The sequence below is a fragment of the Burkholderia sp. BCC1047 genome (assembly GCF_902833155.1).
Taxonomy (GTDB): Bacteria; Pseudomonadota; Gammaproteobacteria; order Burkholderiales; family Burkholderiaceae; genus Burkholderia; species Burkholderia sola.
In genome coordinates, this window is the sequence record NZ_CADFEH010000002.1 from 381,543 (window position 1) to 395,671 (window position 14,129).

The 14,129-nt window shown below is 65.9% G+C and carries 13 protein-coding genes; 7 read left to right on the plus strand and 6 right to left on the minus strand.

Annotated features, from left to right (window positions below):
- Positions 1–27: 27 nt before the first annotated feature.
- Together HWX55_RS03720 and HWX55_RS03725 are read right to left on the minus strand one after the other, a co-directional pair.
- Positions 28–321, minus strand: a complete 294-nt coding sequence (locus HWX55_RS03720) for a DUF4148 domain-containing protein (RefSeq protein ID WP_175974042.1) — start codon at positions 319–321, stop codon at positions 28–30.
- Between the two features lie 383 nt (positions 322–704).
- A complete protein-coding gene (locus HWX55_RS03725) occupies positions 705–1,391 on the minus strand; it encodes a response regulator transcription factor (protein WP_175974044.1) in 687 nt (228 codons plus the stop codon).
- Between the two features lie 331 nt (positions 1,392–1,722).
- Between HWX55_RS03725 and HWX55_RS03730 the strand changes: the two genes are divergently transcribed.
- Together HWX55_RS03730 and HWX55_RS03735 are read left to right on the plus strand one after the other, a co-directional pair.
- Entirely contained in the window at positions 1,723–2,040 is a 318-nt protein-coding gene (locus HWX55_RS03730; RefSeq protein WP_124555316.1) for an H-NS histone family protein, read from the plus strand.
- 351 nt (positions 2,041–2,391) lie between these two features.
- The gene (locus HWX55_RS03735; RefSeq protein ID WP_175974046.1) at positions 2,392–3,009 is read left to right on the plus strand and encodes a hypothetical protein; all 618 of its coding nucleotides are present in this window, start codon (positions 2,392–2,394) and stop codon (positions 3,007–3,009) included.
- An 18-nt stretch (positions 3,010–3,027) separates the two neighbouring features.
- On the opposite strand, the gene ceoR is transcribed toward HWX55_RS03735, so the two are convergent.
- Positions 3,028–4,032, minus strand: a complete 1,005-nt coding sequence (gene ceoR / locus HWX55_RS03740) for a putative multidrug efflux transcriptional regulator CeoR (RefSeq protein WP_089489807.1) — start codon at positions 4,030–4,032, stop codon at positions 3,028–3,030.
- A gap of 174 nt (positions 4,033–4,206) precedes the next feature.
- Between ceoR and HWX55_RS03745 the strand changes: the two genes are divergently transcribed.
- From HWX55_RS03745 to opcM, 4 genes are read left to right on the plus strand one after another with little or no spacing between them, the layout of a single operon-like run.
- Positions 4,207–5,067, plus strand: coding sequence for an alpha/beta hydrolase (locus HWX55_RS03745; protein WP_050017334.1), 861 nt, complete (start codon positions 4,207–4,209; stop codon positions 5,065–5,067).
- A 32-nt stretch (positions 5,068–5,099) separates the two neighbouring features.
- Positions 5,100–6,317: a multidrug efflux RND transporter periplasmic adaptor subunit CeoA gene (gene ceoA, locus HWX55_RS03750; protein ID WP_050017333.1), complete on the plus strand. Its 1,218-nt coding sequence runs from the start codon at positions 5,100–5,102 to the stop codon at positions 6,315–6,317.
- Positions 6,318–6,362: 45 nt separating this feature from the next.
- Entirely contained in the window at positions 6,363–9,548 is a 3,186-nt protein-coding gene (ceoB, locus tag HWX55_RS03755) for a multidrug efflux RND transporter permease subunit CeoB (protein WP_050017332.1), read from the plus strand.
- A gap of 10 nt (positions 9,549–9,558) precedes the next feature.
- Positions 9,559–11,094, plus strand: coding sequence for a multidrug efflux transporter outer membrane subunit OpcM (gene opcM, locus HWX55_RS03760; protein WP_175974048.1), 1,536 nt, complete (start codon positions 9,559–9,561; stop codon positions 11,092–11,094).
- 62 nt (positions 11,095–11,156) lie between these two features.
- Here the strand turns inward: opcM and HWX55_RS03765 are convergent, their stop codons facing one another.
- Positions 11,157–12,065: a LysR family transcriptional regulator gene (locus HWX55_RS03765; protein WP_175974050.1), complete on the minus strand. Its 909-nt coding sequence runs from the start codon at positions 12,063–12,065 to the stop codon at positions 11,157–11,159.
- 101 nt (positions 12,066–12,166) lie between these two features.
- Between HWX55_RS03765 and HWX55_RS03770 the strand changes: the two genes are divergently transcribed.
- The gene (locus HWX55_RS03770) at positions 12,167–12,607 is read left to right on the plus strand and encodes a PACE efflux transporter (RefSeq protein WP_027790477.1); all 441 of its coding nucleotides are present in this window, start codon (positions 12,167–12,169) and stop codon (positions 12,605–12,607) included.
- A gap of 93 nt (positions 12,608–12,700) precedes the next feature.
- Here the strand turns inward: HWX55_RS03770 and HWX55_RS03775 are convergent, their stop codons facing one another.
- Positions 12,701–13,552 (minus strand): alpha/beta hydrolase, encoded by an 852-nt coding sequence (locus HWX55_RS03775; protein WP_175974052.1) that lies wholly within the window; start codon positions 13,550–13,552, stop codon positions 12,701–12,703.
- A 240-nt stretch (positions 13,553–13,792) separates the two neighbouring features.
- On the minus strand, positions 13,793–14,122 hold the full coding sequence (locus HWX55_RS03780; RefSeq protein WP_175974054.1) for a DUF3579 domain-containing protein: 330 nt from the start codon (positions 14,120–14,122) through the stop codon (positions 13,793–13,795).
- Positions 14,123–14,129 lie beyond the last annotated feature (7 nt).

Genomic DNA, 14,129 nt, shown 5'->3' on the forward strand with positions numbered 1-14,129 from the left:
GGCAACCCGCTGCGCGGCGTCGCGCGTTTACCGGCCCCCGCCGGCGAGCTGGTTGCCTTCCGGCATCGGGCGATACGGGCCTTGGGCGAGTTCGAGCCCTTGCGGATACGAGGTCGCCTTGCGCAGGTACGCGAGCGTGCCGTCCTTGCGTGCCTGCTCGACTTCCGCGCTGACTTCGGCGCGCGTACGCGGACCGTTGTGTTGCGAGTACCACGACGTGTTGGCGTAGTCGCCGGCATGCGGGGTGCCCGAGTCGGCAAAGGCCGGTGCGGACACGGCAAGTGCGAGAGCAAGGGCCGAGAGAAGATGGCGGCGGTTCATGGCATGACTCCTGGAAGTCGGAGCTGGCGCCCGAGCGCTGACTCCGGTCCCGCGCGGCGGGATCTGTTCGATGCGCAACGAGGTGCGCGACAGGGTTTACTCTAGGTGTCCGTTCCGTCGCGATAAATGCGGCAGACGCGAATTGAATTGTCGCTGTACAGGAACAATTGGAATCCGCACACGCAGTGAGGACATGTGCACAGCCTTGCCCGGCGGCGCCCCCGGCGGGATACGGCGGCCCGGACGGAGCGTGCCGCGACGATCGGCGCGTGTTCAGCAACAGTCCATTGCGTACGGTGTCAGGATGCCGCGGCGCGCGCCGTTCATCGCGCATCGTGTCGACGGGAACGGCCGGCTGCGGTACGCGATGATGGGACGGCGAATCAGATCGCTTCGAGCCGGTAGCCCAGCGTATAGACCGCGCTGAGGCGCACGCCGTTCGACGGCTGGAGCGTGAGCTTCATCCGCAACCGGTAGATGTGCGTGTCGAGGCTGCGCGACACGCCGGCCATGTCGCGGCCCCACAGCGAGCGAATCAGCGCGTCGCGCGGCATGATCCGGTTGGGGTTGCGGAAAAGCAGCACGGCGAGATCGAATTCCCGCGGCGTCAGCTTGACCGGTGCGCCATGCAGCAGCACGGTTCGCGTTCGCGTGTCGATCAGATAGCCGCCGAGCCTGAGCGTGTCGTGCCGGCCGGCGCCGCCGTGATACGCGCGCCTGAGCAGCGCGTTGGCGCGCGCCAGCAGCTCGAACTGATTGATCGGCTTGACCATGTAGTCGTCGGCGCCCGCGTTGATCGCGGAGAAGACTTCATCGTCGCGCGCGCGTTGCGTCAAGAACAGAATCGGCAGGCGACCGCCGATGCGTTCGCGCGTCCATTGGAGCACTTCGAATCCGGACATGCCGGGCACCCGCCAGTCGAGAATCAGCAGATCGACCACCGAACTCTCCAGATAGCGAATTGCCTGATTTCCGTTGCTGACGGCATGCACGCGATAGCCTGCCGTTTCCAGTATCGACGTGATCAACTCGACATAGGCGGGATCGTCCTCGAGATAGAGAACGTTCATGCTACGTACTCCTTGGATATTGATCGTAACGATCGGGCCGCGTCGAGCGTCCCGGCGGGAAAGGGCGATCCGGCTCACGCACCCGACGATCGGCAGCACGTAATTTGCCGCGATATTCGTCTCGATGTGTCGGAAAAATTGTCAACGATTTTGAACGTGTGGAATTCATTAAGTTAGTGGTATTAATCATTTTTTTTGGTTTGTGAAAGGGGCGCGAGGTTTGGTCTCTTTGTTGACAAAGGTTGTCAATGTCCGTGAATGGCTCGATTACGCTTGGTCGTGCCGGTAGCAGGCCGGCGCACGACAGGAATGAGCGATCCAGGGGGCGCGCATGTTGATTTACAAGTCGTTTGTGGAAAAGAAGGCGCTGCTCGAGGCCCAGCTGGAGCGGGAACGTCTTGCCATTGCAGCGACGGTATTGACCGAAGTGCGACGTTGCATCGAAGAGTTTGGTTTCACGCCGCAGGAGATTTTTTCGGGCGATGGCGGTACGCCCGGAAGAAAGCGTCGCGCGAAATACTTCAATCCGGAGACCGGACAGACGTGGTCCGGCGTCGGCCGTGAACCGGCATGGATACGCGGTCAGGATCGAAGCCGGTTCGCGATCGATGCGCCGCCTGTCGATTCGAATCAACCTGAGTACTCCTGATCTCGTATGAACGATGAATCGGCATGTGGGTTCCGGCGGTGCGGTAACGCTGATGTTTCCCCGTGCGTCCCGCCCGTCTGGCGGGCCGGTCACCGACAGCGCGATCGCCGGTCGGATGGCTTGCTAGGGCCCGATCGGCATCATAAACAGGACCGGTTCCAATACAAACATATTACATCTTCATTGTGACATTTCGTGAAACTGACCAAGGTCCTGCCGGCAACGAGGCGGGATACGGGGTCGTAGCAAGGGGAAATGCGTATGAACGACGGAATGGCCGGTCGGGATCACCCGGGGCTGGCGCCCGAACCCATTTGCGTGGGGATCGGCGTGACACACGACACGCTAGAGATGTGTATTTCGTCGGTGAGCGCGATTTTCGGTTACCGGAACGAGACGTTCGGCATCGAGTCGCTGGCCGATGCGGTCGCCGGATGGGCGCCCGCGGTCATCGTGCTGGAATCGGCCGGCGGGGCCGAGCATGAGGTGGCGTGCGCGCTGCAGGCGCTGCGATTGCCGCTTGCCATCGTCAAGCCGCATCAGGCGCGGGACTGGCTCCCGGATTCGGCGACGCTACCGCTCGACGGAAAAGGGGCGCGGGCACGCCTGCTGGCGGCGCTCGCGGATGCGCTGAACCGGCATCCGTCGTGCGGGCGCCTCGTCGAGCCGCTGTCCGATCCGCAACTGGCGCACGTGCAGGCGCTGGTTCAGCGCCGACGTCAACTGGCGCGCATGCAGATCGCGGAATATCAACTGCTGACGTTGTGTCACGCGAGCGTGCGCAATGGCATCGTGCAGACGATCGCATTCCTGAAACACCAGATCGCGGTGATCGATAGCCATTGCGCGCGGCATGTGAACACGCAGCGCGTCGAGTTTGCGCGGCTGCTGGCGCACGAGGTGCGGCCCGGCCGCGTCGCGCGTCACGTGCAGGTCGGCGCGTTCATCCGCAACTGGCGGGCGAAGTGACGCGGCGGTGCGCCGCGTTCAGGCAACCCACTCGTTGATCACCGGCGTATCGAGCACCGGCGCGCGTTCGGCCTCCTCGAACGTCCGCTTGCTGCACGTCGCGTCGAGGCTGCCCTTGCCGCTCAGCAGCGGGCAGCGGTCGAACACCTCGGCGATCCAGTCGACGAACACGCGCACCTTCGGCGACAGATGGCGGCTGTGCGGATACACGACCGAGATCGGCATCGGCAGCGGCTTGACGCCGGGCAGCACTTCCTTGAGCCGGCCTTCGCGCAGGTGCGGCAGCACCATGAACAGCGGCGGCTGGATCAGCCCGAAGCCCTCGATCCCGCACGTCACGTACGCGTCCGCGTCGTTCACCGACACGATGCCCTCCATCTTCATCTCGACTTCCTTGCCGTCGATCAGGAACGTCCAGTCGATCGTGCGGCCCGTGCGGCTCGAGAAGTAGTTGACGGCCTTGTGCTGGCTCAGGTCGTCGATCGTCTGCGGCTCGCCGTGGTGCTCGAGATAGTCGGGCGACGCGACCGTCACGCATTCGAACAGGCCGACGCGGCGCGCGACGAGCGACGAGTCCTGCAGCGCGCCGACGCGGATCACGCAGTCGACGCCTTCCTGCAGCAGGTCGACCGGCCGGTCGGACAGGCCGAGTTGCAGGTCGATGTCCGGATAGCGCGTATGGAATTCGCACAGCGACGGAATCACGAGCAGCCGCCCGATCGAGCCCGGCATGTCGATACGCAACTTTCCGTGCGGCTTCCGGTTGTTGGCCTGGAAGCTTGCTTCGGTTTCCTCGACGTCCGCGAGGATTCGCACGCATCGTTCGTAGTACGCGGCGCCGTCCGGCGTGAGCGACAGCCGGCGCGTGGTCCGGTGCATCAGCCGCACGCCGAGGAAGGCTTCGAGATTCTGGATGATCGTCGTGACGGACGCCCGCGGCAAGCCGAGCGTTTCTGCTGCCTTGGTGAAGCTGCTTGTATCGACGACGCGAGTAAACACCTGCATGGCCTGAAGCCGGTCCATCACAACCTCCGCAATCTAATGAGCCTCCGGAACGACAAGGCTGCGCTACCTCGTGGGTAAACGCAGCCTCGGATTGTTCGGGGGCGTTGAATTGTGTTGCCGGATTATAGGCATTTATCCCAATGTCTGCCGGACTCAGAATTCGTTCCATCTCGAAATGGACGCTGCATCGTCATGGACGCTTCTGAATTCAGCAAATTCCTGAAAGCCGCGCTGCCCGCTCAAGCCATAGCGGGCGCGGCGCTGACGGTTGCCGAAGTGGAAATTCCCGGCTACGCGCAGGACATCGTGCTGCGCCTCTACCGCCGTCCGGACAAGACCGGGCTGCCAGTAGTGCTTTATTTCCACGGCGGCGGCTTCGTCCGCGGTTCGCTCGAAGACGCGGATTTCGCCGCGCGCTTTTTAGCAGAACGCTTACCAGCGCTCGTAGTGTCGGTCGATTATTCGCTCGCGCCGGCCTTCCCTTTTCCGGCCGCGCCGGAGGATGCGTATCGCGCCGCCGTGTGGGCCGCGACGCGCGCCCGCGCGTTCGGCGGCAACCCGAAAAAGATCGGCGTGGCCGGGCACGACGCGGGCGGCCAGCTCGCGAACTGCCTGGCCTTCATCGCCCGCGACCGCGGCGAAGTGTCGATCGCTGCGCAGGCGCTGTTCGGGCCGATGCTCGATCCGAGCATGACGCGCATCGGCGACGCCGAGCGCCTCGCGTCCGACATCACCGCGCGCGAATGCGCGGCCTGTTATCGCGCATATCTGCCGCAGGCGGCGCAGCGCATGCACCCGTACGCGGCGCCGATCGAGTCGGTGCGCCTCGCGGGGCTGCCGCCGACGCTCGTCGTCACCGCGCAGAACGACGTGCTGCACGTCGAGGCGGAGAAATATGCGGGCTGCCTGATCTCGTCGGGCGTGCTCACGCAGGTGATCCGCTATCCGGACATCACGCACGCCGCGCTCGCCACGCACGAAGCCGCATTCGAGGAAGCCGTGCGCTTCTTTCAGTGCCGCTTCCAGGCGCGCCAGCCGAACCGTTCCGAATAACCAGAACCAATCCACGCTTACCGGAGATCCAAATGGCCATCCTACGCACCTCCCGCTCCCGAATCGCGACCGCGGCGATCGTCACGCTCGCCGTCGTCGGCCTCGGCACGTTCGGCGCGATGCGCGTGAACGCGAACGCCCCCGAGAAAGCGGCGGCGCCGCTGCCCGAAGTCGACGTCGCGACCGTCGTGCCGCAGACCGTCACCGACTGGCAAAGCTATTCGGGCCGCCTCGAGGCGGTCGAGAAAGTCGACGTGCGCCCGCAGGTGTCGGGCACGATCGTCGCGGTGAACTTCAAGGACGGCGCGCTCGTGAAGAAGGGCGACGTGCTGTTCGTGATCGACCCGCGCCCGTACCAGGCGGAAGTCGACCGCGCCGCCGCGCAGCTCGCGGCCGCGCAGGCACGCAACGGCTATGCGCAGACCGACTGGCAGCGCGCGCAGCGGTTGATCGGCGACAACGCGATCGCGAAGCGCGACTACGACGAGAAGCAGAATGCGGCGCGCGAAGCGAACGCGAACCTGAAGGCCGCCGAAGCCGCGCTGGAAACGGCGCGCATCAACCTCGGCTATACGCGCATCACCGCGCCGGTATCGGGCCGCGTGTCGCGCGCGGAAATCACGCTCGGCAACGTCGTGTCGGCCGGCGCATCGGCCGCGCCGCTGACGACGCTGGTGTCGGTGTCGCCGATCTACGCGTCGTTCGACGCGGACGAGCAGACCTATCTGCAATACATCAACGGCGCGCGCAGCGGCCGCAAGGTGCCGGTCGAGCTCGGCCTCGCGAACGAAACCGGCTACTCGCGCAGCGGCGAGATCGATTCGGTCGACAACCGGCTCGACACGTCGTCCGGCACGATCCGCGTGCGCGCACGCTTCGACAACGCGGACGGCACGCTCGTCCCGGGCCTCTACGCACGCGTGAAGGTGGGCGGCAGCGCGCCGCACGAGGCGCTGCTCGTCGACGACGCGGCGATCAACACCGACCAGGACAAGAAGTTCGTGTTCGTCGTCGATCAGCAGGGCCGCGTGTCGTATCGCGAAGTGCAGCCGGGGATGCAGCACGGTAACCGGCGCGTGATCGTGAGCGGCCTTGCCGCCGGCGATCGCGTGGTCGTGAACGGCACGCAGCGCGTGCGTCCCGGCGCGCAGGTGAAGCCGCACATGGTCCCGATGACGGGCGGCGACGAGCCGTCCGCGCCGCTCGCGGATAACGCGAAGCCGGCCGCACCGGCGAAGGCGGATTCGTAAGCGGCGCGCCGCTTCGCATCCGCGTTCAACCAGACAGAGCAACCCATGAACATTTCCAAATTCTTTATCGACCGGCCGATCTTCGCAGGAGTCCTATCGGTGATCATCCTGCTCGGCGGGGTGATCGCGATGTTCCTGCTGCCGATTTCGGAATATCCGGAAGTCGTGCCGCCTTCCGTGATCGTGAAGGCGCAGTACCCGGGCGCGAACCCGAAAGTGATCGCCGAGACGGTCGCGTCGCCGCTGGAAGAGCAGATCAACGGCGTCGAGGACATGCTCTACATGCAGTCGCAGGCGAACAGCGACGGCAACATGACGATCACCGTCACGTTCAAGCTCGGCACCGATCCGGACAAGGCCACGCAGCTCGTGCAGAACCGCGTGAACCAGGCGCTGCCGCGTTTGCCGGAAGACGTGCAGCGGCTCGGCATCACGACGGTGAAGAGCTCGCCGACGCTGACGATGGTGGTCCACCTGATCTCGCCGGACAACCGCTACGACATGACCTACCTGCGCAACTACGCGCTGATCAACGTGAAGGATCGCCTGTCGCGGATCCAGGGCGTCGGCCAGGTGCAGCTGTGGGGTTCGGGCGACTACGCGATGCGCGTGTGGCTCGATCCGCAGAAGGTCGCGCAGCGCGGGCTGTCGGCCGAGGACGTCGTGCAGTCGATCCGCGAGCAGAACGTGCAGGTCGCGGCCGGCGTGATCGGCGCATCGCCGTCGCTGCCCGGCACGCCGCTGCAGCTGTCGGTGAACGCGCGCGGCCGTCTGCAGACGGAAGACGAATTCGGCGACATCGTCGTGAAGACGACGCCGGACGGCGGCGTCACGCACCTGCGCGACATCGCGCGGATCGGGCTCGACGCATCCGAATACGGATTGCGCTCGCTGCTCGACAACAAGCCGGCCGTCGCGATGGCGATCAACCAGTCGCCGGGCGCGAACTCGCTGCAGATCTCGGACGAAGTGCGCAAGACGATGGCCGAGCTGAAGCAGGACATGCCTGCGGGCGTCGACTACAAGATCGTCTATGACCCGACGCAGTTCGTGCGCTCGTCGATCAAGGCCGTCGTGCACACGCTGCTCGAAGCGATCGCGTTGGTCGTGATCGTCGTGATCGTGTTCCTGCAGACCTGGCGCGCGTCGCTGATTCCGCTGATCGCGGTGCCGGTGTCGATCATCGGCACGTTCTCGCTGCTGCTCGCGTTCGGGTATTCGATCAACGCGTTGTCGCTGTTCGGGATGGTGCTCGCAATCGGGATCGTGGTCGACGATGCGATCGTCGTCGTCGAGAACGTCGAGCGCAACATCGAAGGCGGGATGAACGCGCGGCAGGCGACCTACAAGGCGATGCAGGAAGTGAGCGGGCCGATCATCGCGATCGCGCTGACGCTGGTCGCCGTGTTCGTGCCGCTCGCGTTCATGTCGGGCCTGACTGGCCAGTTCTACAAGCAGTTCGCGATGACCATCGCGATCTCGACGGTGATCTCGGCGTTCAACTCGCTGACGCTGTCGCCGGCGCTGTCCGCGATCCTGCTGAAGGGGCACGGCGACAAGGAGGACTGGCTTACGCGCGTGATGAACCGCGTGCTCGGCGGCTTCTTCCGCGGCTTCAACAAGGTGTTCCATCGCGGCGCGGAGAACTACGGCCGCGGCGTGCGCGGCGTGCTGTCGCGCAAGACGCTGATGCTCGGCGTGTACCTCGTGCTGGTGGGTGCGACGGTGCTCGTGTCGAAGGTCGTGCCGGGCGGCTTCGTGCCCGCGCAGGACAAGGAATACCTGATCGCGTTCGCGCAGCTGCCGAACGGCGCATCGCTCGACCGCACCGAGAAGGTGATCCGCGATATGGGTTCGATCGCGCTGAAGCAGCCGGGCGTCGAGAGCGCGGTCGCGTTCCCGGGGCTGTCGGTGAACGGCTTCACGAACAGCTCGAGCGCGGGCATCGTGTTCGTCACGCTGAAGCCGTTCTCGGAACGGCACGGCAAGGCGCTGTCGGCTGGCGCGATCGCGGGTGCGCTGAACCAGAAGTACAGCGCGATGAAGGACTCGTTCGTCGCGGTGTTCCCGCCGCCGCCGGTGCTCGGCCTCGGTACGCTCGGCGGGTTCAAGATGCAGATCGAGGATCGCGGCGCGGTCGGTTACGCGAAGCTGTCGGATGCGACCAACGACTTCATCAAGCGCGCGCAGCAGGCGCCTGAACTCGGCCCGCTGTTCACGAGCTACCAGATCAACGTGCCGCAGCTCAACGTCGATCTCGATCGCGTGAAGGCGAAGCAGCTCGGCGTGCCGGTGACCGACGTGTTCAACACGATGCAGGTGTATCTCGGTTCGCTGTACGTGAACGACTTCAACCGCTTCGGGCGCGTGTACCAGGTGCGTGTGCAGGCCGACGCGCCGTTCCGCCAGCGCGCGGACGACATCCTGCAGTTGAAGACGCGCAACGACAAGGGCGAAATGGTGCCGCTGTCGTCGCTCGTCACGGTGACGCCGACGTTCGGCCCGGAAATGGTCGTGCGCTACAACGGCTACACGGCGGCCGACATCAACGGCGGCCCGGCGCCCGGCTTCTCGTCGGGTCAGGCGCAGGCCGCGGTCGAGCGCATCGCGCACGAAACGCTGCCGCGCGGCGTGCGGTTCGAATGGACCGACCTCACGTACCAGCAGATCCTCGCGGGCGATTCGGCGATGTACGTGTTCCCGATCAGCGTGCTGCTCGTGTTCCTCGTGCTCGCCGCGCTGTATGAAAGCCTGACGCTGCCGCTCGCGGTGATCCTGATCGTGCCGATGAGCATTCTGTCGGCGCTGACGGGCGTGTGGCTCACGCAGGGCGACAACAACATCTTCACGCAGATCGGGCTGATGGTGCTGGTGGGGCTGTCCGCGAAGAACGCGATCCTGATCGTCGAATTCGCACGCGAACTCGAACACGACGGCAGGACGCCGCTCGAGGCCGCGATCGAGGCGAGCCGGCTGCGGCTGCGCCCGATCCTGATGACGTCGATCGCCTTCATCATGGGCGTGGTGCCGCTCGTCACGTCGACCGGCGCCGGTTCGGAAATGCGCCATGCGATGGGTGTCGCGGTGTTCTTCGGGATGCTGGGCGTGACGCTGTTCGGGCTGATGCTGACGCCGGTGTTCTACGTCGTGCTGCGTACGCTCGCGGGCGGCAAGATTCACGTCGCCGGCAAGGATTCGACGGGGTACGGCGTGCCGGCGCCCGATGCTTGAGGACCAGAAAATGAATAACTTGCACAACACGAACGGCCTGATGCGCTTCGCGAAGGTGGCGGCCGCGAGCACCCTGCTCGCGACGCTGCTCGCCGCGTGCGCGGTGGGCCCCGACTACAAGCGTCCGGACGCGGCGGCGCCCGCCGCGTTCAAGGAAGCGCCGACCCTCGCCGCCGGCGAGCAGGCCGGCACGTGGAAGACGGCCGAGCCGTCGGACAGTGAACATCGCGGCGAATGGTGGAAGGTGTTCGGCGACCCGGTGCTCGATTCGCTCGAGACGCAGGCGCTCGCCGCGAACCAGAACCTGAAGGCCGCGGCCGCGCGGGTCGAGGAAGCGCGTGCGGCGACCCGTTCCGCGCGCTCGCAATGGTTCCCGCAGATCGGCGCCGGGTTCGGGCCGACGCGCGAAGGGCTGTCGTCGGCGTCGCAGTTCCAGCCGCAGGGCACCGGCCCGACCAATGCGACGCTGTGGCGCGCGCAGGGCACGGTGTCGTACGAAGCCGACCTGTTCGGCCGCGTCGGCCGCAACGTCGAGGCGTCGCGCGCCGACCAGGCGCAGAGCGAAGCGCTGTTCCGCTCGGTGCAGCTCGCGCTGCAGGCCGACGTCGCGCAGAACTACTTCGAACTGCGCCAGCTCGATTCGGACCAGGACCTGTACCGCCGCACGGTCGAGCTGCGCGAGCAGGCGCTGAAGCTCGTGCAGCGCCGCTTCAACGAAGGCGACATCAGCGAGCTCGACGTGTCGCGCGCGAAGAACGAGCTGGCGAGCGCGCAGGCCGATGCGGTCGGCGTCGCGCGTCGGCGCGCGGCGTCCGAGCATGCGCTGGCCATTCTGCTCGGCAAGGCGCCGGCGGATTTCGCGTTCAAGGAAACGCCGATCGTGCCGGTCGCGGTGAAGATTCCGCCAGGCCTGCCGTCCGCGCTGCTCGAACGGCGCCCGGACGTGTCGGCGGCCGAGCGCGCGATGGCGGCCGCGAACGCGCGGATCGGGCTGGCGAAGTCGGCGTATTTCCCGAAGCTGGATATCACCGGCGCGTTCGGGTATGAAGCGTCGACGCTCGGCAACCTGTTCCTGTGGTCGAGCCGCACGTTCCTGCTCGGGCCGTTCGCCGGCACCGCGCTGACGCTGCCGCTGTTCGACGGCGGACGGCGTGCGGCCGGCGTGCAGCAGGCGCGCGCGCAGTACGACGAGCAGGTCGCGAACTACCGGCAGCAGGTGCTCGTCGCGTTCCGCGAGGTCGAGGACAATCTTGCGGACCTGCGTCTGCTCGATGATCAGATCCGCGCGCAGGATGCGGCCGTCAATGCGTCGCGCCGGGCGGCGACGTTGTCGCGGACGCAGTATCAAGAGGGTGAGGTCGCGTATCTCGACGTGATCGACAGCGAGCGGTCGGTGTTGCAGTCGCAACTGCAGGCGAACCAGTTGACGGGTGCGCAGGCGGTGTCGACCGTTAATCTGATTCGTGCGCTGGGCGGCGGGTGGGGCCCGGCGCCGACGGCTGTCGGGGATGTGGGGGCCGTCAAGGCGGAGGTGGCTGCGCGGTAAGCGCGAACGGTGCGCGGGTCGTCGCTCGCCGGCCGTGAAGCGAAGAACCCCGGCATGCAGGCTTAGGTCTGTGTGCCGGGTTTTTTATGACTGTCTTCAGCCCGCAGCGTCCGCACGAGTTCCCCCGCCGCCTTGCCGAGCCCCGTATGTTTCGGCCGCCTCAAATACACCGGCAACGGCAGCCCGTTGCGGATGTTCGCGAACACGAGCGGTGCGAGTTCGCCGTCGGCCACATACCGACCGATGATCGACTCCGGCAAATTCGCCCAGCCATGCCCGGCCTTCACGAGCGCGATCGCGGTCGCCATGTCGGTCACCTTCCACGTGCGGTTGCCGATCAGCGGCCGCACGTCGGTGAGCGGCCGCTCCGGATCGGCGATCACGATCTGCCGAAACCCTGACAACCGCTCGATCGCCTCCGGATGCGCGGCGTCGGCAATCGCCGGATGACCGGGCGCGGCAACCGCGATCAGCGTCTCGGTCCACAACGCGTGAATCTGTTCCTGCGGATGAAGATCGAGTCCGCCGTACGCGACGCAAAGATCGACGGCGCCGCGATGCAACGCATCGACGATCGCATCCTGCGGCGCGGTGACGACGCTGACCGCGAGCGCCGGATATTTCGCGGCGACGGCCGTCAGCGCGCGCGCAATCGGCGCGCCGTCGATTTCGGCCGCGAGCCCGAGCCGAAGCGTGTCCTCGACACCGTCCGACAAGTGCTGCGCATGCGCACGCAGCGCATGCAGCCGTTCGGCGATCGCGCGCGCGTCGGGCAGCAGCGCGGCCATCGCGGCGGTCGGCGTCGGCTCGCGCGAGCCGCGATCGAACAGCACGAGGTCGAGTTCGGCCTCGAGGTTCGCGATCGCCATGCTGACCGCCGACGGCGTGCGGCCGAGCGCACGCGCGGCTGCCGAGAACGAGCCTTTGTCGATGACGGTCAGCAGCATGTCGATGTGATCGCTGGTCAGCATGGTCGGCCGCCTCCTGTCAGAAAAATTGAAAGGACCTGACTTTTGCGGACGCAGTGCCCGCTGTAGTCTCGCCACCTTGTTCGATATGAAGGTGGCCGGTTATGCAAGGATGGAAGAGACGCATAGTCTACGTCGTGATGTTCGAGGTGCTCGGCATCCTCGTCGCATCGTCGGTGCTCGGCATGCTGAGCGGCGCGAGTGCGGCGACGAGCGGGCTGCTCGGCGTGATGATCTCGACGACGGGCGTCACCGTCAATTTTCTGTACAACCTCGGGTTCGAGGCGTGGGAGCGGCGGCGCACCGAAACGACGCGCACCGTCGGGCGACGTGTCGTGCATGCGATCGGGTTTCAGGTCGCGCTCGTGACGTTCCTGATTCCGTTGATCGCGTGGTGGCTCGATGTGTCGTTATGGCAGGCGTTCCTGTACGACGCGGTGCTGATCGTGTTCTTCCCGATCTTCACGTTCACGTACAACTGGGCGTTCGACAGCGTGTTCGGGTTGCCGGATGCGGTGACGCGCAAGGCAGCGTCGGCTGCGTGATGCAGACGGATGCGAAACGAGGCGGACTGCCCGCGCCGTTTCGCTTCTGCAAGAGGGAGGAAGACGGGGCGGCGCGTATGCCGCCCGCTCGCGTTACGCGGCGACGAACTCGTGCACGTAACGGTTGAACACGGCGGGGCTCGCCGCATTCATCCCGTGCGATGCGCCGGCGACGGTCTGCCGTTGCGCATTGCCGATCCACTGCGACAGCGTGTCGACGTTGTGGCGGAACATCTTGGGGCTGCGCTGGCCGTCGATCAGCAGCGTGCGGCACGCGATATCGCCGGCCGTGTGCTGCGAATACGCGGGCAGCGGGTCGCGCAGCTGCTTCGGCAGCGTGCTCGCATTGTCGATCGCCATCGTACGGAAGCGCGACGTGCTCTTCTTCCACGCGCCGGGCAGGCTCACGGAATCGACGAACATCTCGAGGCCGGCTTCGACTTCGCCTTGATCGATCAGGTTCACGGCCTTCGTGCGCAGCGCGAGCGCGGCGGCCGGCAGCGCGGCTTCGCGCACGCCCGGCTGCTGGAGCGGGCCACCCGGATCGGCGAGCGTCAGCGATTCGACGAGGTGCGGATGCTGGCGCGCGACGTTGAACGCGACGCTGCCGCCGCGTGAATGGCCGACCAGATGCACGGGGCCGAGATCGAGCGCGTCGATGAATTCGGCGAGCTCGTCGACGTGGTTCTGCCAGCTGAACTCGTCCTGGATGCCCGCTTCGACGGCCGGCCAGTAGTGGCTCAGGCTCGGCGCGATGCAGCGGTAGTGCGCCGACAGCGCCGCAAGCTGCGGATCCCAGTAGCGGTAGTCGCACAGCGAGCCGTGCACGAACACCATCGGCGCACCGCCGCCCCGCTCGACATACGGCAGGCTGATGCCTGACGAAAGCGTCGCAAATTGCAGGTCGGGGTTCGCGAGCACGGACGGCTCGATTCGCATGTTCATGGCTGAAAGACTCAAGGGTGCGTCAACACGACGCAACTATGCATCACGGCGACCTGCAAGGAAAACGCATAATTTTCATCGTGACGATCAATTTTATTGATGGCTGCGCCGGAGACCCTTGTCGGAGCGTGGTCATGTGTCGAAGCCTTCAATCGTCTGACGATTGATTGCGGCGCCGAAAGGGGCGTGCGGCGGCCTGCGCGCACGCGCTTTTGCATCAGAGCGGGGGAAGGGGGCGCATCACCGCACCGTCAACGCCGGCACGCGCTGAAGCTCGACCGGCAAATCGTTGTCCGCCGCGAACTGCATCGCGAATTCGAACGCATCCGCACACACGACGCGCAATTCGTCGGACACGAACAGGCATTTGACGCCGCCGTCGACGATCGGCATCGCGAGCCGCGACAGCGCGCACGGATAGCCGGGCCGCCGTTCGCCGACGAACAGCGTGATGACGCCCGCGAGGCGCTCGGGCCAGTCGCTCGGGCGAAAGGTTTTCTGCGCGCGCGTGACGCCGCGGATCAGGTGGCCGGCGATGCGGCCGTGTTCGGTGATGTCGATGCGATCCATGCTGTTG

Excerpts from the sequence above, each read along its gene's own strand:
- HWX55_RS03720 (WP_175974042.1), bottom strand. The coding sequence starts at position 321 with ATGAACCGCCGCCATCTTCTCTCGGCCCTTGCTCTCGCACTTGCCGTG.
- HWX55_RS03725 (WP_175974044.1), bottom strand. The coding sequence starts at position 1,391 with ATGAACGTTCTCTATCTCGAGGACGATCCCGCCTATGTCGAGTTGATC.
- HWX55_RS03730 (WP_124555316.1), top strand. The coding sequence starts at position 1,723 with ATGTTGATTTACAAGTCGTTTGTGGAAAAGAAGGCGCTGCTCGAGGCC.
- HWX55_RS03735 (WP_175974046.1), top strand. The coding sequence starts at position 2,392 with ATGTGTATTTCGTCGGTGAGCGCGATTTTCGGTTACCGGAACGAGACG.
- ceoR (WP_089489807.1), bottom strand. The coding sequence starts at position 4,032 with ATGGACCGGCTTCAGGCCATGCAGGTGTTTACTCGCGTCGTCGATACA.
- HWX55_RS03745 (WP_050017334.1), top strand. The coding sequence starts at position 4,207 with ATGGACGCTTCTGAATTCAGCAAATTCCTGAAAGCCGCGCTGCCCGCT.
- ceoA (WP_050017333.1), top strand. The coding sequence starts at position 5,100 with ATGGCCATCCTACGCACCTCCCGCTCCCGAATCGCGACCGCGGCGATC.
- ceoB (WP_050017332.1), top strand. The coding sequence starts at position 6,363 with ATGAACATTTCCAAATTCTTTATCGACCGGCCGATCTTCGCAGGAGTC.
- opcM (WP_175974048.1), top strand. The coding sequence starts at position 9,559 with ATGAATAACTTGCACAACACGAACGGCCTGATGCGCTTCGCGAAGGTG.
- HWX55_RS03765 (WP_175974050.1), bottom strand. The coding sequence starts at position 12,065 with ATGCTGACCAGCGATCACATCGACATGCTGCTGACCGTCATCGACAAA.
- HWX55_RS03770 (WP_027790477.1), top strand. The coding sequence starts at position 12,167 with ATGCAAGGATGGAAGAGACGCATAGTCTACGTCGTGATGTTCGAGGTG.
- HWX55_RS03775 (WP_175974052.1), bottom strand. The coding sequence starts at position 13,552 with ATGAACATGCGAATCGAGCCGTCCGTGCTCGCGAACCCCGACCTGCAA.
- HWX55_RS03780 (WP_175974054.1), bottom strand. The coding sequence starts at position 14,122 with ATGGATCGCATCGACATCACCGAACACGGCCGCATCGCCGGCCACCTG.